Raw genomic sequence first — 23,448 nt, forward strand, 5'->3', positions numbered from 1 at the left:
TCCTTGTCAGGCCGGTGCCAGTGTAACTACGGCGTGCGCCGCGATTCCCTCGCCGCGCCCGGCAAAACCCAGACCCTCGGTGGTGGTGGCCTTCACCGAGACCCGCGCCATGTCAACGCCCAGCAATCGTGCGATCCTTTCGCGCATGGCGGGGCGATGCGGTCCGATCTTGGGGGCTTCGCAGATGATCGTGCAATCCGTATGAGCAAGCGTGAAGCCCTGCGCGCGGGCCAGCTTGATCGCATGGTCCACGAACAAAGAGGAAGCGGCGCCGCGCCATTGCGGATCGGACGGGGGGAAATGCGTGCCGATATCGCCCTGGCCCAGAGCGCCTAGGATCGCATCGACCAGCGCGTGAAGCAGCACATCGGCGTCGCTGTGCCCGGCCAGTCCCCTGTCATGCGGGATCAGTACGCCGCCCAGCCACAGCTCTTCGCCTGCGGCGAGGCGGTGAACGTCGTAGCCAAAGCCGACTCGGACGGTGGCGGGTGCCGGGCCGGGGGCCAAAGCGGGTGGAGGCCGGGTTTCTTCTCCGAAATCCTCGGCAAAGGTGAGCTTGGCAAGGCGGCTGTCACCCGCCACCAAGACGATATCGCCGCCGGCAGCCTTCAGCACCTGCGCATCGTCGCCCGCATCGCTGGCGCCCTGCCAGCCGCGATGCGCGGCGAGTATATCGGCAAAGCGAAAAGCCTGCGGGGTCTGGACACGGCGCAGAGTCTCGCGCTTGGCACGCTCGGCCATGAAGCCCTCGGCCTCTACAACGAGGCTGTCGACCACGGGGAGAACGGGGATGGCGCCGGGCGTCGTGGCCAACGCATCGCGAAGTCGCGCGATTACCGCCGGGGGCAGGTCGGGGCGGGCGGCATCGTGGATCAGGACATGGGGCGGCGCGTCATCGGCCAGCGCTTCCAGCCCGGCCTTTACGGACGCTTGCCGGGTCGCGGCGCCCGCGACCAGACGCAGCTGCTCGATCCCCAAGAGCGCGGATTTGGCTTGAACCTCCCCATCGACCGGAATCACCACTACGACCGGGCTGGCTCCGGCCTGCCGCAGCGCCTCTACGGAATGACGGACCAAGGGCTTTCCGCGCCAGCATGCGAACTGCTTGGGCACGCCAAGTCCGGTTCTGCTGCCTGTGCCGGCGGCGACCACGATCGCGGCGAAGGGTGGGAAGGGCGGGGCTAGAAGCATCGCCGCGCCGGGCTAGCCGCTTGCCCGGATTGCTGCAATGCACTAATGCGTGCCCAAATTTTAGGCATATCGACCGGCTATGAACCCTCTTCCTTTTCCGCCCCCCATGGCTCCCATACGCGTCGGATCCGTTTCAATCGCGACGCCGGTGGTTCTCGCGCCGATGACGGGCGTGACGGATTTGCCGTTCCGTCGGCTCGTGCGCCGCTATGGCTCAGGGCTCAACGTGACCGAGATGATCGCCAGCGAAGCCGCAATCCGCGAAACGCGTGTGTCGGTGCAGAAGGCGGCCTGGGACCCGGCGGAAGAGCCGGTGTCGATGCAACTTGTCGGATGCGATCCGGTCTCTATGGCAGAGGCGGCCAAATTGCAGGAAGGCAATGGCGCCGCGATCATTGATATCAATTTCGGGTGCCCGGTTCGCAAGGTCGTGGGCACGCTGGCGGGCAGCGCGCTGATGCGCGAAGTGCCGCTGGCGGTGCGGCTGATGGAAGCGACCGTCAAGGCGGTGAAAGTGCCCGTCACCGTCAAGATGCGGATGGGCTGGGATCACCAAAGCCTCAACGCACCCGAACTGGCGCGCATCGCGCAGGATCTGGGCGTGCAGATGATCACTGTCCATGGTCGCACCCGCAACCAGATGTATTCGGGCAGCGCGGACTGGGCCTTCGTCCGCAAGGTCAAGGACGAGGTTTCAATCCCCGTGATCGTCAACGGCGACATCTGCGGCGTGGAGGACGCGGCCAGGGCGCTGGAGCAGTCGGGCGCGGACGGGGTGATGATCGGGCGCGGGGCTTACGGCCGTCCTTGGCTGCTCGGGCAGGTAATGCACTGGTGGAAAACCGGCGAGCGCCGCACGGAGCCCGGTATTGCGGAACAATATGGTGCGCTCACCGGCCATTATCGCGACATGCTGGATCATTACGGCGAGGACGTGGGCGTGAAGATCGCACGCAAGCACTTGGGTTGGTACACCAAGGGGCTGCCGGGATCGGCCGAATTCCGTAACAAAGTCAACTTCATAGCCGACGCTTCCGAAGTTCTTTCGGAGCTTGAGCGGTTCTACGAGCCGTTCCTGCTGCGGCAGGCGGCGTGAGCGATCCCACAGAGGGTCCCGATGCGGCCACCCAGATTAACGGCCTTATCTTCGCCCTCATCGTGATCGATGCCGGGGGGCGTATCGCGCAGGTCAATCCGGCGGCCGAAGACCTTCTGGGACGCAGCGCCTCTCGCATGGTGGGGCAGAACGCGATCGAACTGCTGGGGCTGAGCGACCCGAGGGTGACCGAGGGGGTCCAGCGGGCCGACGCGCCGCTGGTGGCGCGTGATATCCTGATGGCCGGACCTGCCGGAGAGCGCCGCGTGAACCTCACCAGCTCGCCCTTGCACAGCCACCCCGGTTGGCACGCCCTGACGCTCAGCGATGCGGGGCCCGGGCATGAGGCCGACGAGGATGTCAGGCCTGAGCTGCGCGCCCCGGGCGTTCTGGCGCATGAAATCAAGAACCCGCTGGCTGCGATACGCGGCGCCAGCCAGTTGCTGGCCCGCCGGTTGGACCAGCGCAACCGGCCGCTCGCCAAGATCATCGCAACGGAGGTGGACCGCATCGCAGGGCTCATCGACCGCATGCAGCAGCTCGGGAGTTCGGCCGTGGTCGAGCCGCAGGCCTGCAACCTCCACGCCTGCATCCGCAACGCGATGGCGACCGTCCGGGTCGGGTGCGGCAACGCGGTCGAGCTGGTTGAGGAATTCGATCCCTCGCTGCCGCCTGTCTCTGCGGACCCCGCCGCGCTCGAGCAGGTGCTCATCAATTTGATCGCTAACGCCTGCGATGCCGTGAATGGCTGCGCGGCGCCGCGCGTGGAGGTTAAGACCCGCTTCGTCAGTGGGTTGGTCTTCAACGTGATCCGTTTCGGCAAGGCGACCCGCCTTCCGGTCGAGGTAGTTGTGACCGATGCCGGCCCCGGCGTCGATCCGGCATTGCGCGATCACATCTTCGAGCCCTTCGTCAGCAGTAAGTCCAAGGGCCAGGGTCTGGGGCTGGCGCTGGTGCGCAAACTGGTGCGCGACATGGGCGGGCGAATTGCGCATGAGCGCGACGAGCGAGCCGGGCTCACCCATTTCCGCATCAACCTCGCCATTGCGGAGACATCGGCATGAGCGCGCAGATCCTTCTGGTCGAGGACGATCGCTCTATCGCCGCCGTTATCAGCGAAGCTCTGCGCGAAGAGGGGCACGAGGTTACGCATTGCACTGCCGTGGCGCGGCGCGATATCTTGCTGGCGGAACGCCAGTTCGACGCGATGCTGACCGATGTCATGCTGGAGGATGGGGACGGTCTCACCAGCATGGGCGCCGTCCGCGAGCGCGCGCCAGACATGCCGGTGATCGTGCTGTCCGCGCAGAACACCCTGGATACCGCAGTCCGCGCGAGCGAGAACGAGGCATTCGAATATTTTCCCAAGCCCTTCGATCTCGACGAGCTGGTCCGCGCGGTCGGCCAGGCGGTTGCGCCCCGCCGCCCCAGGGGCGGCAATGCGGCGGAAGATGAAACCAGCCTGCCGTTCATCGGTCGCAGCCCCGCCATGCAGGGCGTCTACCGCATGATCACCCGCGTCCTACGTAACGATCTGACCGTTTTGGTGACTGGCGAATCCGGCACCGGCAAAGAGCTGGTGGCCGAGGCGATCCATCAGCTCGGACATCGCCGCAGCGGTCCGTTCGTGGCCGTGAACGCGGCGGCGATCCCGCGCGACCTGATCGAAAGCGAGCTGTTCGGTCATGAAAAGGGCGCCTTCACAGGTGCGGTCGGTCAGGCGATTGGCAAGTTCGAGCAGGCGCACGGCGGAACGCTGTTCCTAGACGAGATCGGCGATATGCCGCCCGAGGCGCAGACCCGTCTCCTGCGAGCGCTGCAATCGGGGCGCATACGTCGCATCGGCGGGCGTAACGAGCTTGCCGTCGACGTTCGCATCGTGGCGGCGACCAATCGCGCGCTGGAGCCCATGATCGCCCAGGGGCAGTTTCGCGAAGACCTGTTTTATCGCCTGAACGTCATCCCGATCCATCTGCCCCCCTTGCGCGAACGGCGCGAGGACATCGGCGCGCTGGCCCGCCATTTCCTGGGCCAGGCTGTCGAGGAAGGCCTGCCCGCCCGCTCGATTACCGACAGCGCGGTCGATCTTCTATCCGCCAGGCAGTGGCGGGGGAATGTGCGCGAACTGCGCAATGCCATTCTCCGACTAGCCGTTCTTTCGCGTGACGAGGCGATCGATTCCGCAACGATCCGCGAGACACTGATCGGTCGCGATGTGGAAGGACACTACCCGACGGTAAAAGGCGGGATTGCCGGGGCTCTTTCGGACTGGATCGACGACGTCAGCCCGGCGGAGGGAACTGTCTATCACGAAGCGCTGGCCGCGCTCGAACGGCCGCTGTTCGACCATGCCCTCCGGCAGACAGGCGGCAATCAACTCGCCGCCGCGCGGTATCTCGGAATAAATCGAAACACCCTCCGAAAACGTCTGAAGGACCTAGAAGGTGGCCATTCCGAGATGAAATGAGTGGACCAAGCGGTCGAATGTGGTCAATTCCCCTTGCGAAAAAGACACAGTAGTGTCGTATTAACGCAACGATGGCGTCCAGAGCTCGAACAGGAATGGTCCAGTCGCCGCGCTGGTTGCGGCGCGCGATCGTGACGTCGCGCCGTTCGAATGTTTTTTTCTGGGTGGAGGTGCTGTGCGGCATCGCCCTGGTTGGCATGGCAATCGGTGCCTATCTGAGCTTCTCCGCCGTGCCGGAGGGATCGGAGCTTTTGCCTACCCGTCTGGTGGCCACGTTGCTCGTAGGATCGTTGCTCCCGGCCATCGCACTGCTGATGTTGCTGGGGCGACGGCTGGCACTGCGTCGCGCGGCGGGCAGTACCGCCAGGCTCCATGTCCGCCTGGTCTTCCTGTTCTCCCTCATCGCGGCCGTCCCTACGCTTCTTGTCGCCGGATTTGCCGCGGTGCTCTTCCAGTCCGGCGTGGATTTCTGGTTTTCAAACGAATCGCGCGGGTTGATGAGCAACGCCAATCAGATGGCGGAAAGCTATTACACTCAGAACCAGGAAGACGTCGCCAACCACACCATCGCGATGGCGAGTGATCTCAAATATTATCTCGAACGTGTCTCCATCGTCAGCGACAACTGGCCGACGCTGTTCCGCTATCAGGCCGAAAATCGCGACATCACGGAAAGCGCGATCCTCCAGGCGCAGGACGATGGCACCTTGCGGACCGCCTTCGTCTATGGCCTCAGCGAGGATAACGATCCTGCCGCCTTCGTGCAGCGAGCCATGCCGCAGCTCGCGTCCGGACAATTGGTCGTCGTCGAAGGTAACCCGCAGCGCATCGAGGCCGTGTCCCCCATCGATCGCGAAGCCGGGATCTATCTTTACGACGCCCGCGGATCGGAAGCGGGGTCCTTCCGCAGCTGGGAGGCGGCAAAGGCGATCGCCTCCACCTACGACGTGGTGACACAGCGCGCACGCGCTCTGCAATTGCGGTTCAACTTGGCGCTGTTCTTCGTCAGCCTCGCCTTGGTCGGGTTTGCGGTGTGGTTCGCCCTGCGCTTCGCGGACCAGCAGGTCGAACCGCTGACCGACCTTGTCCTTGCCGCGCGCAAGGTCGGCGCAGGGAATTTCGCGCTGCGGGTAGAGGGCCGCACAGGCGGTGACGAAATCGGCCTGCTAAACCGAGCCTTTAACCGAATGACCGCGCAGCTCGAAAAACAAACCGATGCGCTGGTGGGGGCGAACCGCCAGCTTGAGGAGCGGCGCGGCTTTATCGAAGCGGTGATTGAATCCGTGAGTGCGGGTGTGCTGTCGCTGGATCGCGGAGGTCATATCTTGCTGATGAACGCGCCGGCGGAACGAATGCTGATCGGGCCGGACCGCGAGCGGCCCCACCCGCTCCATATCGATGCCATCGCCCCGCAGATTGCCGCCATGGTGGAGGCGGGGCTCAAGCAGGGCGTGGTGAGCCATGCCAAGGGCGGGGGGGAGTTGGCCACGCTGGCAGTGAAGATCGCACCCGAGCGGGAGGGCCACGTCGTCACCTTCGAGGATATAACGCGCCAGCTGCTCGACCAGCGACAGGCGGCATGGTCGGACGTGGCGCGTCGCATCGCGCACGAGATCAAGAACCCGCTCACTCCGATCCAGCTCGCGACCGAGCGTCTGAAGCGTCGCTATCGCAAGCAGATTAAGGAGGATGGAGAACTGTTCGACGAACTCACGAACACCATCGTGCGGCAGGTGGGCGACCTACGTACCATGGTTGACGAGTTTTCCTCCTTCGCGCGCCTGCCCAAGCCGGTATTCCGGGCGGAAGATGCGCTCGACCTGGTGCGGCAATCGCTATTCCTCCAGGAAGTCGCCAACCCTCAGATCGATTATGCGCTGGCGGGCGATACCGAGGGCAAGATCGCGCTTCACTGCGATCGCCACCAGCTAGGCCAAGCGATGACCAACGTCCTCAAGAACGCGGCCGAGGCGATCGACGCGCGGATGCGCGACGCACCGCTGGATTATCGAGGCCGGATCTCCGTGACGCTGGAATGCGATGCCGACATGTGCACCATCAAGGTGGAAGATAACGGCATTGGGCTGCCCAAGGACCGGGAACGCATCGTGGAACCCTATATGACCACGCGCGAGAAGGGCACGGGGCTGGGCCTCGCGATCGTGAACAAGATCGTCGAGGAACATGGCGGCGACATGACCTTTGCCGCGCGCGACGAAGGGGGAACCCGCGTTGTTCTTCGCTTTGCGCGCGCACCACAACGAACGATCACACAGCAGCCTACGTCCGCCGATGCGGAGCGCGTGTAGGCATGACTCGGGAGCTGAAATGAGTTTGGAAATACTCGTTGTTGATGACGAACGCGATATCCGCGACCTGGTCGCGGGCGTGCTGAGCGACGAAGGTTACTCGTGCCGGACCTCTGGGGACAGCGAAGGCGCCCTGCAGGAGATCGATCGCAAGCGGCCCAGCCTGGTGCTGCTGGACGTGTGGCTGCACGGCAGTCCGATGGATGGGTTGGAGGTTCTAGACGCGATCAAGCAGCGCGAGCCCGATCTGCCAGTCATCATCTTTTCCGGCCATGGCAATATCGATACCGCCGTCTCCGCCGTCAGCCGCGGCGCCATGGACTTCATCGAAAAGCCGTTCGAAGCCGAAAAACTGCTTCACCTGGTGGAACGCGCGACCGAAACCGAGCGGCTTCGCCGCGAAAACAGTCGGCTGAAAAGCGCGGTGCCCCAAGGGGAGGAATTCACCGGCAATTCGGCGGCGATCAACACCGTGCGCGCCACGCTGAAGAGAGTCGCCGGGACGGGCAGCCGCGTGCTCATCACCGGGCCAGGCGGTGCGGGTAAGGAGGTCGCGGCGCGGCTGCTGCACGCCTGGAGCCCGCGAGCGGACAATCCCTTCGTCACCGTCAATTCCGCCCGGATCACGCCCGAACGCTTCGAACACGAACTGTTCGGGGAAGAGCAGGATGGGCGGCTACTGCGGGCGGGGCTTCTCGAACTGGCCGACGGCGGCACGCTCTATCTCGACGAGGTGGCCGACATGCCGCTTTCCACTCAGGCGCGTATCCTGAGGGTGCTCACAGAACAGAGCTTCGTGCGGGTCGGCGGAACACGTCAGATTGGCGTCGACGTGCGGGTGGTTTCTTCGACCGCGCGCGATCTCGCGGCCGAAATGGAGGAAAAGCGTTTTCGCGAAGACTTGTTCTATCGCCTGAACGTGGTCCCGGTGACCATACCCTCACTGGCCGAGCGCCGGGCGGATATACCCGTTCTGGCGGAGCATTTCTTCACCCGCTACGCTGCGGAGCAGGGCCTGCCGGCGCCGCAGATCAGCGACGATGCGCTGGCCGCTCTGCAGGCCTATGACTGGCCCGGAAATGTCCGCCAACTGCGCAATGTGGTCGAACGCGCGATTATCCTTACCCCGCGCGACAGGCTGGAGACGATCGAGACCGAGATGCTCGCCGGCGAGGTGACGGATGGGAAGGGCGGCGATGGTGCGGCGCTGACCTCGCTTATGGGTGCTCCGTTGCGCGAGGCGCGCGAGAACTTCGAGCGCGAATACCTGTCGGTTCAGATAAGGCGGTTCTCCGGAAACATCTCCAAGACCGCCAGCTTCATTGGGATGGAGCGCTCCGCCCTGCATCGAAAGCTGAAGCTGCTGGGCATGGTCGATCGCAAGGGGAGCGGGAAGGACAATTGAGTTTGTCGCGCGATAGGGAACGCAGTTGCGAAAAGACGGTTGGCGAAGCGAAGCTTTATGCCCATAATACGGGCTGAATTCGGATGTTCTGTGTGGTCGTCATCACGCGGGGCTCCAGATTGCAAGGGCCGGTAATGGCCTTCGCCAACAAGAGGACTGTGAGATCATGCCCAGCGAACGAACTTTGAGTGCCCGGCCGCGCGCGCCAAAGCCCGAAGCGGAAGCTAGCGACGAAAAGAAGGCAACTGCCGCCCCCGCGAAATCCGGATCCGGAAAGCAGCAGAGCCTGCAGGATGCGTTTCTTAATCTGCTGCGCAAGACGAAGACCCCGGTCACGATGTTTCTCGTAAAAGGGGTGAAGTTGCAGGGCATCGTCACCTGGTTCGACAATTTCTCGATCCTGCTTCGCCGCGACGGGCAATCGCAGCTGGTCTACAAGCACGCGATCTCCACGATCATGCCCGGCACGCCCATGGATGCCGACCAATTTTCCAGCCAGCCGCAGACTAGCAAGCAACGCCTTTTGCAGGACGTGTTCCTCGGCCGGGTGAGCGAGGTCGAGGCTCAGGTGACCATGTTCCTCGTCAACGGCGTGATGCTGCAGGGAAAGATTGCCGCATACGACCTGTTCTGCATGCTGCTGGAGCGCGAAGGCTATGTGCAGCTGGCCTACAAGCACGCCGTTTCGACCATCCAGCCTGCCGTGGCGGTCGACCTCAGCGAAGAATTCGAGGAAGACGACAGCTGAATTTCGGTGAAGAAACCGCCGGCGAGGTAACGCGCGGCGCACGCACCCTGGTCGTTTGCCCCGACATCCGGGGCGAACGCTACGATCTGGCCGCCGACGAACGTCTGGATGAAGCCCGGGGCCTGGCCTTGGCGATAGGCTTGGTGATCGCCGATTCGATCGTCATCCCGGTGCGCGACGTGAAGCCGAACACGCTGTTCGGGTCCGGCCAGGTGGAAAACATCGCGATTGCCTGCGAGCAGAATGCGATCGATCTCGTCACCGTCGATGGCGCGCTCTCTCCGATCCAGCAGCGCAATCTCGAAGATAAGCTAAAGCGCAAGGTCATCGACCGCACCGGACTGATACTGGAGATCTTCGGCGAACGCGCGGCCACTGCCGAAGGGCGGCTGCAGGTCGAACTGGCCCATCTCGATTACCAGCAGAGTCGTCTCGTGAGGAGTTGGACCCACCTGGAGCGCCAGCGCGGTGGCTTCGGTTTCCTCGGCGGGCCGGGCGAAACACAGATCGAGGCGGATCGTCGGATGATCCGACAGCGGATGGGCCGCCTGCGCCGCGAACTGGAGCAGGTCCGCCGCACACGTACGCTCCATCGCGAGCGGCGCGAGCGTGCGCCCTGGCCGGTGATCGCGCTCGTCGGCTATACGAACGCCGGAAAGTCGACGCTTTTCAACCGGCTCACCGGAGCGAACGTCATGGCGGAAGACCTGCTCTTCGCAACGCTCGATCCCACCATGCGCGGCATTGAGCTACCTGGTGTGACGAAGGCCATTCTTTCTGATACGGTCGGTTTCATTTCGGACCTGCCGACCCAGCTTGTGGCGGCCTTCCGCGCCACGCTGGAGGAAGTCACGGCTGCCGATGTGATCTGCCATGTCAGAGACATGTCGAGTGAGGCGGCCGAAGCGCAAAAGGCCCAGGTCATGGCGGTTCTCGAGGATCTGGGCGTCGCTGGAAACGAGGACGGGGAGGGGGACATTCCCATCCTCGAAGTCTGGAACAAGTGGGACGCCCTGACCGCCGAGCAGATGGACGAACTCGCCCCTTTCGCGTCCGATTCGCGGGACGTGGTTGCGGTTTCGGCCCTGACCGGGGATGGTGTCGAGGATCTCGAAACGCATTTGGGCGCCATGCTGACCAGTTCCGCCCAAACCATAGAGGTGGAAATTCCCGCGGCCGACGGCCGCCGCCTAGCTTGGTTGCATGCGCATGGTGAAGTGCTGTCCGATCGCCCCGTCGATGGAGACGACAGCGTGCGCACCATCAGGGTGCGTCTGAACGCCAAGGAACTCGGCCAGTTCGAAACCTTGAGCCCGGCCTGACCCTCACTCGCTCGCCTTGACCGCCTGCCAGAGCTCCTCCTGGGCCTGAAGGTCGAGGCAGGCAAAACCCCCGTCGGCGCGGTCTTCCATAGCGCGATAGCGCCGCTCGAACTTTGCGTTCGCGGCGCGCAGCGCCTCCTCCGCATCCACGCCATAGCTGCGAACGAGGTTCACCGCGGCGAACAGCAGATCGCCCGCTTCTTCGGCAATCTGCTCATCCTGCGCCTCTTCCAATTCGGCGATTTCCTCGATCACCTTGGCCTTCGGCCCTTCGCGATCGGGCCAGTCGAACCCGTCGCGGGCGGCCCTCTTCTGGAGTTTGTGTGCCCTTTTCAGCGCCGGCAGCGCCAGTGCGACCCCATCCATCGCGCTTTCGAAGCCCCCTTGCGACCGCTCTGCCGCCTTCAGATCTTCCCAACGCGCTTCGTCCATCGCGCCTGACTGATCGCCGAAGATATGGGGATGCCGCGCTTCCATCTTGTCAGAAATCGCGCGTGCTACGTCTTCGAAACGGAAAGCTCCCGCTTCTTCAGCCAAGCGGGCATGGAACACCACCTGAAGCAGCAGATCGCCCAATTCACCGCGCAGATCGCCCAAATCCTCGCGAGCAATAGCATCGGCGACTTCGTACGCTTCTTCAATTGTGTAGGGTGCAATGCTCGCAAAGTTCTGGGCCAGGTCCCACTCGCAGCCATGCGCGGGATCGCGCAGCTGGGCCATGATCGAAAGCAGACGTGCGAGTTGATCGGTACGGTTTTCCATCGCACCCGTATTTGATGAGCGCGTGGTCGGGCGCAAGGCCGCCGTGGGCATTGCCCGCCATAGTGTTCGTCCTTATGCGAGGCGCAACATGGGGTCGCGCTCAATCTTCTCGATATGCTGGCTGGTTTGCACGGGCGCACTGGCCGATACTGCCGTGGCTCAGGAGAGCGATCCTTCGGCGGTCGAGGCGGATACGATCATCGTGACCGGGCAGGGACTGCGCGAGGCGCCATCCGTCGAGGCGTATGATTCGATCGTCATCAATCGCGATACGCTGGTCTCGACTGCCTCGGGTCGGATCGAGGATGCACTGTCGGACATCGCCGGTTTTCAGCAATTCAGGCGGTCGGACAGCCGGACCTCCAATCCGTCCGCCCAAGGGGCCACACTGCGCGCATTGGGCGGCAACGCGACGAGCCGCGCGCTGGTGCTGCTCGACGGGGTCCCCATTAGCGATCCGTTTTTCGGCTATATTCCGTTCAGTGCCATCGCGCCGGAGCGGCTATCGCAGGTTCGGGTCACGCGGGGAGGGGGAAGCGGTCCGTTCGGAGCGGGTGCACTCGCGGGCACGATCGAGTTATCGAGTGCGCAATTTGATCAACTTGATCCGGTCTCACTCGGTTTGCTCGCTTCGGATCGCGAGGATACCGAGGCCACTCTTACCCTGGCCCCCAGGCTGGGATCGGGTTTTGCCACCATTTCCGGGCGCTGGGATCGGGGAAGGGGGGTTTTCACCACCCCCCCGAGCCAGCGCGTGGAGGCGACAGCGCGTGCGGCCTATGACAGCTGGTCTTTGTTCGGCCGCGGCGTCGCGCCGTTGGCCGATGGGCTGGAGTTGCAAGCTCGCATCCTGACGTATGACGATGCACGCACCCTTCGTTTCGAGGGCGCCGACAGCACCTCGTCCGGGACCGATGCCAGCCTGAGGGTCGTCGGCACGGGAAGCTGGGCCGTGGACGTGCTGGGCTACGTCCAGATGCGCAATTTTTCCAATGTTGTCATCAGTTCGACCAGGTTCGTTCCTGTCCTGGATCAGCGGAATACCCCTTCCACCGGGTTGGGGGGCAAGATCGAAGTGCGGCCGCCGATCGGTGACCATCATACGCTGAGGATCGGTGCGGATTACAGGCGCTCCAGCGGGCAGCTGTCTGAGTTGGCGCTGAGCGCATTCAGCGGCGCCGTCACCGCACGCCGCGCAGCCGGGGGACGCAATAGCGACCTCGGCGTTTTTGTGGAGGATGATTGGCGCAGCGGCGATCTCACTCTGACCGCCGGGCTACGCGCCGACCGGGTGTCGATCTCGGACGGGTTCTTTCGCGAGCTTTCGAGTAACGGCGCGGTGAACAGCGATGTCCGTTATGCAGACCGAACGGAATGGATCGCATCCTATCGCATTGGCGGCCGTGTTCGGCTTGCCGACACCCTTGGAGTCCGGGCTGCGGGCTACACTGGGCTTCGCCTGCCGACCCTTAATGAGCTGTATCGGCCATTCACGGTTTTTCCCGTTGTAACCCAGGCGAATGCGGAGCTTTCCACAGAACGTCTCGAGGGATTCGAGATCGGGACCGACTGGCGGCCAATGGACCATGGACGGGTGTCAGTCACGGCCTTTGCGAACCGGGTGCGCGATGCGATTGCCAATGTGACCATCGCGGAAAACTTGCGGCAGAGGCGCAACGTCGATGCCATTGCGGCGCGGGGCTTGGAGGTGGACGGGTCGCTCGAGATCGATCGATGGGAATTGCGGGGATCCCTTGCGCTGGTCGATGCCACGGTGGACGCATCGGGACCAGCAGCCTTCCTGGATGGGCGGCGACCGGCCCAGACGCCGCGTGTTTCGGGCAGCTTTTCCGCCTCTCACGCGATCTTTGATGACGGCGAGTTGAGCGTGACGGTTCGCCATATAGGCGATCAGTTCGAAGACGATCTCGGCGTCGATGAACTCCCGGGGTTCACTACGATCAGCGCTTATGCTGCTATCCCAGTGCTTCCAAACACCTCGTTAGTTGCGCGCATCGAAAATCTCACGGACGTGGATATCGTCACGCGAAATCAGGGCGGTTCAATAGACCTGGGGGTGGGCCGCACCATCTGGCTCGGGTTCCGGTGGAGCGCCAACCGTTAGAACGATAATATATATTATGTAAAATATGGAGAGGTCAACCTCGGATCAGGTCGAAGACCAAAAACGCCGCGAGGAATATGGAACCCCAAGCCAGCGCCATGACCAGTCCCTTCCGCAGCGACAACCGGTGCGAGGCCAATGCCGACCCGGCAAGTACCAGAAATCCGACGACGCTAATCAGCTGGACCCAATCGTGTTCGGTCATCCGTGCCACACCAATCCGTCGTAGCCGACCTCTACACCGGACGGAACTTCGCGGCACAGCGTCTGATAATCCATGCTCTTGTCGAGATGGGTCAGGATAAGCTTCTTGGCCTTCGTGCGCTTCTGCAAATCCAGCGACATGGCCAGATGCGCGTGCGTGGGATGATCCTTGCGGCGAAGGCAATCGCACACCAAAAGATCCGCGCCGCGGAAGCAGCTGACCATCCTGTCGGTAATCTCACTGAAATCCGTTGCATAGACCACGGACTTGCCATCGCACTCGAAGCGGAACGCAGTGCTTTTGGCCGGACCGTGCGGCATCTCGACCCAGTCGATCTGGAAACCCACCAGCAATTTCATGCCCAGCGGCTTGAGTTCGACCAGCGTCGGATAGCCGTGCTGACCTTCGAAGATGTAGTCGAACCGTCGCCGCAGACGCGCCACTGTTCCTTCGCTGGCAAAACCCGGTAGCGGGTTGCTGCGATCGTAACGCATGACGCGAAGGTCATCGATGCCATGGCAATGGTCCGCGTGGTCGTGCGTCCACAGGACCGCGTCCACCCGCCCGATATCATGGCGCAGCAACTGGGCGCGCAGGTCGGGAGAGGTATCGACCAGAATCCTTTGTCCAGCTGCGTTCTCGATCATGATCGAGACCCGCGTGCGGCGGTTCCTGGGTTCAGCGGGGTCGCAGGCGCCCCAATCGCCCCCCACGCGCGGCACGCCCGTCGACGTGCCGGAGCCGAGCATCAACAGCTTCACGCAGCAACCCGGCTGAAAAGCCTCTGGAAATTGGCGCTGGTCTTGGTGGCGAGCTCTTCGACGCTCTGCCCTCGCAGTTCTGCCAGGAAGCGCGCGGTATCAACCACGAATGCCGGTTCGCATGCCTTCCCGCGATGCGGCACCGGGGCGAGGAACGGGCTGTCCGTTTCGACCAGAAGCCTGTCGTCGGGTATCGTTGCGGCGAAATTGGCCAGATCCTTGGCGTTCTTGAAGGTCACTATGCCGGAGATAGAGATGGTCAGACCCAGGTCCAGCACGCGCGTTCCGAAATCGGCGGAAGCGGTGAAGCAGTGGATCAGCGCGGGGAAGCGGCCCTTCCCCATCTCGTCGTCCAGTATGGCGATCGTATCGTCTTCCGCATCGCGCGTATGGATGATGACGGGAAGTTGCAGCTCGCGCGACACCCCGATGTGACGGCGAAACAGGGCCGCCTGCGCCTTCCGGTCCGAATGCTCGTAGAAATAGTCTAGCCCGGTCTCGCCCAGACCGACAACGCGGGGATTTTGCGCAGCCTCCGCCAGATCTTCCTCGGTAAGATCCAGATGGTCATCCGCGTGGTGCGGGTGGATGCCCACGCTAGCATAGACGTCCTCTTCGCGCTCGGCCGTGGCGACGACTTGGCCCCATTCGCTTCGCTTGGTCGAAATATTGAGGAATGTTCCCACCCCTGCCGCGCGGGCGCGATCGAGCGTGGCCTGCTGATCCTCGACCAGCCCCTCATACTCCAGATGGCAGTGACTATCGATCAGCATCAGGCATCCTCGGCTTGCGGCATTTCCAGGCGCGGAAACTGCGGCGCTGGCGGTTCGACGCGAAATCCGCTGGCCAGGAGATCGGAATACCATCCCTCCTCCGCGAGGTGAGCATAAGTCCGCCGGTCCGCATCGACGCCCAGCATGTCGAGAACCGCGCCGGCCTTATCCGGGATGACAGGTTGGATCGCGATTGCCAGATCGCGGATCGCCACGAAAAGCGTCTGGAGAACGGTTTTCATCCGTTCGCCGTCGGTCTTGCGAAGGGTCCATGGCGCCTGCTCGTCGACATAGCGATTACATGCCCAAACCGCCTGCATCCAGGCTTCGATCCCCTGGCTGAACGCGAGAACGCCGAATTCGCGCGGGAGATCAGTCGCGCACGAACTCCTGACCAGATCGAGAAGCGCCGTATCGGGCGCATCGGGAATGAGTTCACCGAGCTCGCCCGACATGTTCTTGGCAATCATGGAGAGCGTGCGCTGAACCAGATTGCCGAAGCTGTTGGCGAGTTCCGCGTTGCACCGCGTGATGATCGCTTCGGCCGAATAGCTGCCATCCTGGCCGAAGGCGACTTCGCGCATGAGGAAATAGCGCAGGTTCGCCACGCCGAAACGGTCGGCAAGTTCGACAGGGTCGGTCACGTTACCGAGCGATTTCGATTCCTTCTGACCCCGATTGAGGATGAACCCGTGGGCAAAGACTTTCTGCGGCACTTCCAGTCCGGCACTCATCAGGAAAGCGGGCCAGTAGACGGTGTGGAAGCGAACGATATCCTTGCCGACAAGATGGAGATTGGCCGGCCAGAACTTGCGCCATTCTTCCGTATCATCCGGGTAGCCAAGGCCGGTGATGTAATTGGTGAGCGCATCGACCCACACATACATCACATGGCCCTCGCTGCCCGGCACCTTCACGCCCCAATCGAAGCTGGTGCGGCTGACCGAAAGATCTTTGAGCCCACCGGAAACGAATGCCAGCATCTCGTTGCGACTGCGCTCAGGCTCGCAGAAACCCGGTGTGTTCAGGAGCTCGACGAGGCGGTCCTGATACCGCGACAGACGGAAGAACCAGCTTTCCTCGACCGTCCATTCCACCGGGGTTCCCTGGGGGGAGAGCTTGGTATCGCCCTCACCTGCCACCAGCTCGCTTTCGTCGTAATACGCCTCGTCGCGGACCGAGTACCAGCCATCGTAGCGGTCAAGATAGAGATCGCCTGCACGTTCCATGGCTTCCCAGATCGCCTGGCTCGCCCGATGATGATCCGGCTCGACGGTTCTGATGAAGCGATCGTAGCTGATGCCCAGGGCTTCATCCATGCTGCGGAAATAGCCCGACATCTCGTCGGCCAGCTTACGCGGCGTGCGTCCCTGCTCTTCCGCCTTGCGGGCCATTTTCAGGCCATGCTCGTCGGTCCCGGTCTGGAACCGGACCTCCCTGCCCTGCAGACGTTGAAATCGGGCGATCACATCGGCGGCAATAGCCTCGTAAGCATGGCCGATATGCGGCTTGCCATTGGGGTAGTTGATCGCGGTGGTGAGATAGAAAGGGTCAGCCATCGGCGGGTTCGCTAGCTTCCGCTGCGCTTGCGAGCAAGTTGCCGATTTCCATGGCCAGCAAGCCAGGATCGAAATTGTAGGTCACGAATTCGTTGGTCAGCTCGATCAGGCCGGCATGCGCTGCGATGCGCGCACCGGCCCTTGCCCTAGATAGATCCTCGACATTTTCCAGCATGATGGCGCGGGCAAGGTCCAGGATCGCCCGCACGCGCTCGCGGTCGGGACGATTGCCGATCATACCTGCCAGCTCTCCGCGAGTCGCGAAACTGCGATCGCCCTCATCACGCAGCTTGCGCATCGCCTTGGCGGGCTTGGCCAGCCCCATCTCCAGGAACGCGAGAGCAGCACCTGGAGAGCCGGACGCCGCGGCGATTGCAGCCTGCCGGTCGTCAACATGGGCTTGCGGCGCCTCGGCGGAAAGGATCGTGTCGAGTTCGGACGAAGAAAGGGCCGGAAAACGCAGGGTCCGACACCGTGAGCGAATGGTCGGCAAGAGTCGGGCCGGGCTGTGGCTGATCAGCAGAAATACCGTTCCCACAGGCGGTTCTTCCAGGCTCTTCAGCAAGGCATTGGCTGCATTTCGCTCCATGTCATCGGCCGGATCGATGATCACTGCTCGTCGCGCACCTAGAGTGGGCCGTGTGGTGAGGCGCTGTTGCAGGGCGCGGATTTGCGCGATGCGAATGCTACGTGCCCGCTCGAACGCCTTGCCGTCCTGACGTTTGCGCTCTTCCTTGTCGTCCTTCGATCCATAGGTGATGGTGAGGATATCGGGATGGCTTTCGGCTTCGCCGGCGGCACCAACCAGTTCGCGAGCGGCGGCGCAGGCAAAACGCGCTTTCCCCAGTCCGGAGGTCCCCGTGAGGAGCCATGCGTGATGCATCCGCTCGCCCTCCATCGCCCTGTGCCACGCTGACCACGCTTGTTCGTGTCCGCTCAGCATCAGCCAGGATCGCCCAGAACAGTCTCAATCGCGTCCAGCACGCGGCGATGCACGGTTTGCGGATCGGCATCCCCTTCGACCAAGGCGAAACGCTCGGGCGATTGCTGCGCAAAGCTGTCGAAGGCGCGCCCCACCGCCTCATGATATTCGGAATTACGGCCCCCGATCGCGTCGCTGTTCTGGCCGTCGCGTAAGGCAAGTCGCTTGGCGACGCTCTCTCCCGGAGCGCGCAGGAGAATGGTCAGATCGGGGAGGAGACCGCCGCTGCCCACCTTGTGAAGACCCTGCACCGCAGAATCGCCAAGACCCCCTGCCATGCCCTGATAGGCGCGGCTTGAATCGAGGAAACGATCGGCAATCACCCACTGTCCCCGATCCAGAGCGGGAAGGATCAGTTTATGAACATGATCGGATCGTGCGGCAGCGAACAGGAGCGCCTCGGCCTGGACACCCCAACCTTCGCCCGGCGGGTGTAGCAGAAGTGTCCGGATGGCTTCGGCACCCGGGGTGCCGCCCGGTTCGCGGGTCAGCAGCACGTCGAGGCCGCGCTCCGTCAGGGCCTCGCCCAGGAGGCGGGTCTGGGTTGATTTTCCCGTGCCCTCCCCCCCTTCGAAGACGATGAAGCGGCCTTTCTTCGTCATGTGATCCAGCTTCGGATGCCGTTAAAAACGCGCTGGATCGGCGTGGCCACCGCCACTGCCCTGTCTGCCACCAGAGGCAGGGAACTGACCTGCCGTCCGTCGATCGAGATAACGAGATCCGCGACATGCTCGCCCTTTGCGATGGGCGCCTGCAAAGGGCCCTCGTAACGGATTTTCAGCTCGGGCCGGCCCCCGCCACCCTTCCGAAGCGCGACCCTGATCGGCGAACGCGTGACCAGCCCCACATTGGACAGGCCCCCGTTCTGTACCTCGGCATTGCCTATGGTCTCGTCTTTCTTGAAAAGGGGATGGCTGTCAAAAGCCTGGAAGCCCCATTCGATGAAGGCGGTAGCAGCCTGATTGCGCTGACGCCCAGTGGGGGACGCTGCCACGACCATCACCAGGCGCCGCCCATCGCGCTCCGCGCTGCCCAGAAAGCCGTAGCCTGCCTGGTTGGTGAAGCCGGTCTTGATCCCATCCGCGCCAGGAACCTTGCCGCTGATGGGGTCGTGATTGACCTGCTGTATTCCGTTGTATGTCAGCCGGCGGACACCGACGAAATGGCGGTAGTATTCCGGGTGGCGCGTGATCATCGCCGATGCCAGCGTCGCCAGATCGCGCGCGGTCACGAAGGTGTGGCCCCCGTCCATCCACCCGTTGGGCGTCCCGTAATGGCTGTCCGCCATTCCGATCTCTTGCGCCTTCCGGTTCATCGCTGCCAGCCAGGCCGGTACGGAACCCGCCGCTGCTTCGGCCAGCACCACGGCGCCATCGTTGGCCGATACAGTCGTTATGCCGTGAAGTAACTGGTCGATCGTAACCGGAGCATTCTCGGCAAGATACATGGTCGATCCCACGGCATGCCAATCGCGAAAGGTGTCGGGGCGCATGCCGGTCACCTGTTCGCGAAACAGCTTGCCCTGCGACAGCCATTCAAAGGCGAGGAACGTTGTCATGACCTTGGTGATCGACGCCGGCATGAAGCGCCGATTCTCTTCGCGCGCAAACAGCGTCTGCCCGCTCGACAGATCGACCAGCAATGCGATCGGGGCATCTTCCTCGTTGGGCGGAGTGGGGACGGCCGACGGGGTTGCAGCCGAGGCGGAAAGTCCGGTCAGCAGGGCGGTAAGGCCTAGGGCGAGACGGAACGTCATGCGTGCCCCTTACGCACTCGGCGGCGCGGTGGCGAGGTCCCCGATCCGTTATCGACTGCCCTGTTCCTACCGGATTTCATCAGCCAGCAGGCCCACGCTCATCGCGTAGTAGTTCGAGCAGTTGTATTCCAGGATCACGCGATAGTTGCCGGTAAGCAGCCATGCGGGGCGCCCAGAGCCGTCGGGCTGGAAAAGCGACGCCATCACATCGTCGCCGAGCGCCGTCTGCGGCTGCACACCCAGTGCGCGCCATTCGCGCACCGTCTTGAACTGGCTGTGCCGCATGTGAACGCGCGGGCACACGGGCGCGTTCAATTCGCTGGCGTAGCGATCGGTATCGAACCCGGCCGGCACGGATGCGCGCACGCCCCATGGCTGGCCGCTGCGCCATCCGGCGTCGCGGAAGTAATTGGCGATGGAGGCCAGCGTGTCCGATTCGCTGTTCATGATGTCAGCGCGTCCGTCGCCATTGCCGTCAACGGCGAGCCGCAGATAAATGCTCGGCAGGAATTGCGGATTGCCGAAGGCGCCCGCCCAGCTCCCTTTCAGTTCAGACCGAGAGAAACCGCGGTCGGCGATCTTGAGCAGATCGACGAACTCGGTCGCGAAAAGCTCGCGCCGCCGACCTTCCCAGGCCAGCGTCGCCAGCGCCTGCGCCAGATCGAAACCGCCCATCACATTGCCATAGGCCGTCTCGTGGCCCCAGATCGCAACCAGTATCTCGCCTGGGACGCCATATTCCGTTTCCACACGCCTGATGGTCGAGGCGTTGGACGCCAGCGCGCGCCGCCCGCCGGAGATGCGGGCGTTGTCGACATGGGTGGCGATGTAAGGGGCAAGCGGCGGAAAACCGCGTCCGCTGGAACTGCCAGGCTGACCCTGATCCAGCTCGATCACGCGCGCGCTGGGCGTGAGACCCGCCGTCATCCGTGAGATCGTTGACTCGCTGACCCCCTCGGCGCGGGCGCGGGCCTGAAGAACCTGCAGATAGGCGTTGAATGACATGTCCTGTGCCGTCGCAGGCAGGGATAACGTGGCGAGCAGGGCCGCCGTCAAAAAAGCGAAAAATTTCATGACTGCATTGTCGCTTTCGACGGTGGTGACGGCAAGCTTTTTGATCGCCGGTTTCGCACGGAACGCCGATGTTGGTGCAATCGAAACGGGTGACACGGGGAAAATTGCGGGCTAGCTGCACCCAACGGACAGGTGGCCGAGTGGTTTAAGGCAGCGGTCTTGAAAACCGCCGTGGGTTCACGCTCACCGTGGGTTCGAATCCCACCCTGTCCGCCAATAACCGATCGTGGCCAATGTTCTCAGGCGGCCTCGCCGAACTGATCGATGGGCGAATCCTCATCGCTCGCATCGTCGATCTCGTTCTCACGCCTTTCGGGCGCGCCGAAACGGAAGATCATGCGGTCTTCGTGGATGCCGCCATCGCGATCGCCTTCATTGCGATCGGGCAGGCCCTGCGGATCGTCGTCGATCTCATATTCCATGTGCCAATCTCCTCACCGAACCAACCGCGCCGTGGCGCTTGCGGTTCCGGCAATTTGCGGCCGGTGACAGGTTTTTACGACGAAATGGGGACAACGGCGACCACGATGGTCCGTGGCCGCATATCAGCGCCCCTTTGCGACGATATCGTCCATCATTTCGCGCAGCTTGGGATCCCATTCGGTGCGTAGCTCCTTGATCTTTTCGAGCAGCGGCTCGTTCTCCCAAGGCGGAATGTCCAGACGATAGAGGTCGGCCACTTCCTGCATCGAAGTGCGATCGCGTTCTTCGAAAGCTTCGGCCATCGCAAGGGCATCCTGGTGATCGACCCCCAGCGCCTCGAAGGCGGATCGGCCCATGCGCAAGGCGGCATCATAGGTTTCGCGAATGATGTCGCGGCAGCCCATCGCCCACAGATGATAGACGTGGTCCCGATCCTTCGCCCGCGCGATGACGTGAAGGTCCGGAAAATTGCCGACCGCATACCGCACCAGCCGATCGATCTGCTCGCGATCGTCCAGCGCCACGATCAGCAGCCTGGCGCGGGCGATCCCTGCGCTTGCCAGCAGATCGGGCCTGGTCGCGTCGCCGAAATAGCTCTTGGCGCCGAATTTCTTGAGCTGCTCTATATGCTCGCTGTCGTAATCGATCACCGTCGCGCGATGGCCCGCTACATCGAGCATGCGATCGACGATGCCCCCCACCCTGCCCCGGCCCGCGATGATGATCGGGTTCTCCTCGTCGATGCTGTCGGCTTCGCGCTCCGGCGATCCGCAATAGGCGGGGGCGATGATCTTGTCGTAGAGGATGAAGAGGAATGGCGTGATCAGCATCGTCAGCGCGGTCTGCAGCAGAAGCAGTTCGGCAAGGTCCGGCGGTATCACGCCGTTGCCGCGCGCGTAGGAGATGAGGACGAAGGCAAATTCCCCCGCCTGCGCCAGGCTGAGCGCGAAGAGCCAGCCCATCTGGCGGCGGATCCCCGCCATCCGCGCGATCAACAAGACCACCGCGATCTTCACTGCCACGATCACCAGCGACCAGAACACCACCTCCTGCCAGCGCAGGACGACGACGGCGAGATCGATTCCCGCCCCGACGGTGATGAAAAACAGCCCCAGCAGCAGGCCCTTGAACGGCGCAATGTCACTTTCCAGCTCGTGCCGGTATTCGCTGTTGGCCAGCACCACGCCCGCCAGGAACGCGCCCAGCGCGGGCGACAGGCCGACCAGCGTCATTAGCAGCGCGATCCCGATCACGAAGACCAGCGCCACGGCGGTGAACATCTCGCGCAGGTTGGCCATCGCGATGAATCGGAACGCGGGCCGCACGAGATAGGCGCCCGCCAGAACGACCGCGCCGACGGCGGCGAGCGTGGCGATGGCCGCCAGCCAGGCGGGCGCATCGGCCAGCAGGTTGAGGCCCCCGTGCGCGGCCTCAACTTCGGTGCTGCCAGTGCTTCCTGCCACTCCGGCCACGGCCAGCAGGGGGATCGCCGCCAGCATGGGTATCACCGCGACGTCCTGCATCAGCAGGACCGAAAAGCTCGCCTGCCCTCCCTCGCTGCGCAGCAGCCCCTTCTCGGTCAGCGACTGCACGACGATGGCAGTCGAACTGACCGTCAGGATCATCCCGATGACCAATGAGGTCTGCCAGGGAAGACCGTAGATGTAAGCGATTCCGGAAATGGCCGCGATGCCGAGCAGGATCTGCCCGCCGCCGAGGCCGAGCAAGCGCCCGCGCATGGCCCACAGCTTCTTGGGCTCCAGCTCCAGCCCAACGATGAACAGCATCATCACCACGCCGAATTCGGCGAAGCCCTGCAACGCCTCCACATCGACGCGCAGCGCCCTCAGCAGCGGCCCGATGGCCACCCCGGCAAGGAGATAGCCGAGCACGGAGCCGAGCCCGAACCGGCTTGCCAGCGGCACCGCCACCACCATGGCGACCAGGATCAGGAAGGCGAGGATCAGAAGACCGGCCATGGCTCTAACTCCCCGGCGGGCGGATCATTCCACCCGGACGCCGCCCTTTACCACCGCCTGCACCGATTGGACCACCTCGGGATCGCGCAGCGGGTCGCCGTTCACGGCCACGATATCGGCCCATGCACCGGGTGCGATCGTGCCGACGTCGCCCGTCTGGCCCAGTGCATCGGCGGCGTTCACGGTTGCCGCGCGGATCGCCTCGATCGGCGTCATGCCGAAGCGCACCATGACTGCGAACTGGCCGCCCACGGTTTCGTGCGGCATCACGCCCGCGTCGGAGCCGAACACCATCTTCACGCCCGCGCGGTGCGCCTTGCCGAAATTGTCGCGCTGCGCCTGGGACACGAGCCGTTCCTTGGCGAGGTTCTCTTCCAGCACGCCATTCGCCTTGCCTTGGCTGAGCGTGTATTCGGTGTTGAAGATATCCATCGAAAGATACGTGCCGCGTTCCTTGGCGAGGCGGATGCCCTCCTCGTCGATGAAGCTGGCATGTTCGATGGTGTCGAAC

Annotated in this window: 21 protein-coding genes and 1 tRNA gene; 9 read left to right on the forward strand and 13 right to left on the reverse strand. The window is 63.3% G+C overall.

The window, feature by feature from the left end; all coding sequences use genetic code 11:
• Nucleotides 1–6: 6 nt before the first annotated feature.
• Nucleotides 7–1,191: a bifunctional 2-C-methyl-D-erythritol 4-phosphate cytidylyltransferase/2-C-methyl-D-erythritol 2,4-cyclodiphosphate synthase gene (locus ACFDTG_RS06555; RefSeq protein ID WP_375290215.1), complete on the reverse strand. Its 1,185-nt coding sequence runs from the start codon at nt 1,189–1,191 to the stop codon at nt 7–9.
• Nucleotides 1,192–1,270: 79 nt separating this feature from the next.
• Here ACFDTG_RS06555 and dusB point away from each other — a divergent pair, with 79 nt between their 5' ends.
• From dusB to hflX, 7 genes are all read left to right on the forward strand, one after another.
• Nucleotides 1,271–2,287, forward strand: coding sequence for a tRNA dihydrouridine synthase DusB (dusB, locus tag ACFDTG_RS06560; protein ID WP_375290216.1), 1,017 nt, complete (start codon nt 1,271–1,273; stop codon nt 2,285–2,287).
• The gene (locus ACFDTG_RS06565; RefSeq protein WP_375290217.1) at nt 2,284–3,351 is read left to right on the forward strand and encodes a nitrogen regulation protein NR(II); all 1,068 of its coding nucleotides are present in this window, start codon (nt 2,284–2,286) and stop codon (nt 3,349–3,351) included. Before dusB ends, ACFDTG_RS06565 begins: the two co-directional genes overlap by 4 nt.
• Nucleotides 3,348–4,754: a sigma-54-dependent transcriptional regulator gene (locus ACFDTG_RS06570; RefSeq protein WP_375290218.1), complete on the forward strand. Its 1,407-nt coding sequence runs from the start codon at nt 3,348–3,350 to the stop codon at nt 4,752–4,754. Before ACFDTG_RS06565 ends, ACFDTG_RS06570 begins: the two co-directional genes overlap by 4 nt.
• 71 nt (nt 4,755–4,825) lie before the next feature.
• A complete protein-coding gene (locus ACFDTG_RS06575; protein WP_375290219.1) occupies nt 4,826–7,063 on the forward strand; it encodes an ATP-binding protein in 2,238 nt (745 codons plus the stop codon).
• 19 nt (nt 7,064–7,082) lie between these two features.
• Nucleotides 7,083–8,468 (forward strand): sigma-54-dependent transcriptional regulator, encoded by a 1,386-nt coding sequence (locus ACFDTG_RS06580; protein WP_375290220.1) that lies wholly within the window; start codon nt 7,083–7,085, stop codon nt 8,466–8,468.
• A 166-nt stretch (nt 8,469–8,634) separates the two neighbouring features.
• Nucleotides 8,635–9,216 (forward strand): RNA chaperone Hfq, encoded by a 582-nt coding sequence (gene hfq, locus ACFDTG_RS06585; RefSeq protein WP_375290221.1) that lies wholly within the window; start codon nt 8,635–8,637, stop codon nt 9,214–9,216.
• A 47-nt stretch (nt 9,217–9,263) separates the two neighbouring features.
• Nucleotides 9,264–10,538 carry a GTPase HflX gene (hflX, locus tag ACFDTG_RS06590; RefSeq protein ID WP_375290235.1) on the forward strand — a complete coding sequence of 425 codons (1,275 nt, stop codon included), beginning with the start codon at nt 9,264–9,266 and terminating at the stop codon, nt 10,536–10,538.
• 3 nt (nt 10,539–10,541) lie between these two features.
• Here hflX and mazG read toward each other — a convergent pair whose 3' ends face one another.
• Nucleotides 10,542–11,300: a nucleoside triphosphate pyrophosphohydrolase gene (mazG, locus tag ACFDTG_RS06595; RefSeq protein WP_375290222.1), complete on the reverse strand. Its 759-nt coding sequence runs from the start codon at nt 11,298–11,300 to the stop codon at nt 10,542–10,544.
• Nucleotides 11,301–11,388: 88 nt separating this feature from the next.
• Between mazG and ACFDTG_RS06600 the strand changes: the two genes are divergently transcribed.
• Complete coding sequence (locus ACFDTG_RS06600) at nt 11,389–13,425, forward strand: TonB-dependent receptor plug domain-containing protein (protein ID WP_375290223.1); 2,037 nt, start codon at nt 11,389–11,391, stop codon at nt 13,423–13,425.
• Nucleotides 13,426–13,459: 34 nt separating this feature from the next.
• Here ACFDTG_RS06600 and ACFDTG_RS06605 read toward each other — a convergent pair whose 3' ends face one another.
• The 8 genes from ACFDTG_RS06605 to ACFDTG_RS06640 form a co-directional block, all read right to left on the reverse strand.
• The gene (locus ACFDTG_RS06605) at nt 13,460–13,630 is read right to left on the reverse strand and encodes a hypothetical protein (RefSeq protein ID WP_375290224.1); all 171 of its coding nucleotides are present in this window, start codon (nt 13,628–13,630) and stop codon (nt 13,460–13,462) included.
• Complete coding sequence (locus ACFDTG_RS06610) at nt 13,627–14,391, reverse strand: MBL fold metallo-hydrolase (RefSeq protein WP_375290225.1); 765 nt, start codon at nt 14,389–14,391, stop codon at nt 13,627–13,629. Before ACFDTG_RS06610 ends, ACFDTG_RS06605 begins: the two co-directional genes overlap by 4 nt.
• Nucleotides 14,388–15,164, reverse strand: a complete 777-nt coding sequence (locus tag ACFDTG_RS06615; RefSeq protein WP_375290226.1) for a TatD family hydrolase — start codon at nt 15,162–15,164, stop codon at nt 14,388–14,390. The genes ACFDTG_RS06610 and ACFDTG_RS06615 overlap by 4 nt, the downstream gene beginning before the upstream one ends.
• Nucleotides 15,164–16,723, reverse strand: a complete 1,560-nt coding sequence (gene metG, locus ACFDTG_RS06620) for a methionine--tRNA ligase (protein WP_375290227.1) — start codon at nt 16,721–16,723, stop codon at nt 15,164–15,166. Before metG ends, ACFDTG_RS06615 begins: the two co-directional genes overlap by 1 nt.
• The gene (locus ACFDTG_RS06625; RefSeq protein WP_375290228.1) at nt 16,716–17,666 is read right to left on the reverse strand and encodes a DNA polymerase III subunit delta'; all 951 of its coding nucleotides are present in this window, start codon (nt 17,664–17,666) and stop codon (nt 16,716–16,718) included. Before ACFDTG_RS06625 ends, metG begins: the two co-directional genes overlap by 8 nt.
• Nucleotides 17,666–18,307 (reverse strand): dTMP kinase, encoded by a 642-nt coding sequence (tmk, locus tag ACFDTG_RS06630; RefSeq protein ID WP_375290229.1) that lies wholly within the window; start codon nt 18,305–18,307, stop codon nt 17,666–17,668. The genes ACFDTG_RS06625 and tmk overlap by 1 nt, the downstream gene beginning before the upstream one ends.
• Entirely contained in the window at nt 18,304–19,461 is a 1,158-nt protein-coding gene (locus ACFDTG_RS06635) for a D-alanyl-D-alanine carboxypeptidase family protein (protein ID WP_375290230.1), read from the reverse strand. The genes tmk and ACFDTG_RS06635 overlap by 4 nt, the downstream gene beginning before the upstream one ends.
• 66 nt (nt 19,462–19,527) lie before the next feature.
• Nucleotides 19,528–20,535 carry a lytic transglycosylase domain-containing protein gene (locus tag ACFDTG_RS06640; protein ID WP_375290231.1) on the reverse strand — a complete coding sequence of 336 codons (1,008 nt, stop codon included), beginning with the start codon at nt 20,533–20,535 and terminating at the stop codon, nt 19,528–19,530.
• A gap of 126 nt (nt 20,536–20,661) precedes the next feature.
• On the opposite strand from ACFDTG_RS06640, the gene ACFDTG_RS06645 reads away from it, so the two are divergent.
• Nucleotides 20,662–20,751 (forward strand) — tRNA-Ser (locus ACFDTG_RS06645).
• Nucleotides 20,752–20,774: 23 nt separating this feature from the next.
• On the opposite strand, the gene ACFDTG_RS06650 is transcribed toward ACFDTG_RS06645, so the two are convergent.
• From ACFDTG_RS06650 to ACFDTG_RS06660, 3 genes are all read right to left on the reverse strand, one after another.
• On the reverse strand, nt 20,775–20,957 hold the full coding sequence (locus ACFDTG_RS06650) for a hypothetical protein (protein WP_375290232.1): 183 nt from the start codon (nt 20,955–20,957) through the stop codon (nt 20,775–20,777).
• A 123-nt stretch (nt 20,958–21,080) separates the two neighbouring features.
• Entirely contained in the window at nt 21,081–22,937 is a 1,857-nt protein-coding gene (locus ACFDTG_RS06655; RefSeq protein ID WP_375290233.1) for a monovalent cation:proton antiporter-2 (CPA2) family protein, read from the reverse strand.
• A gap of 24 nt (nt 22,938–22,961) precedes the next feature.
• The coding region (locus ACFDTG_RS06660) for an amidohydrolase family protein (RefSeq protein WP_375290234.1) at nt 22,962–23,448 on the reverse strand (487 nt) is incomplete at its 5' end.

This window comes from Qipengyuania sp., from assembly GCF_042095715.1.
Lineage (GTDB): Bacteria > Pseudomonadota > Alphaproteobacteria > Sphingomonadales > Sphingomonadaceae > Qipengyuania.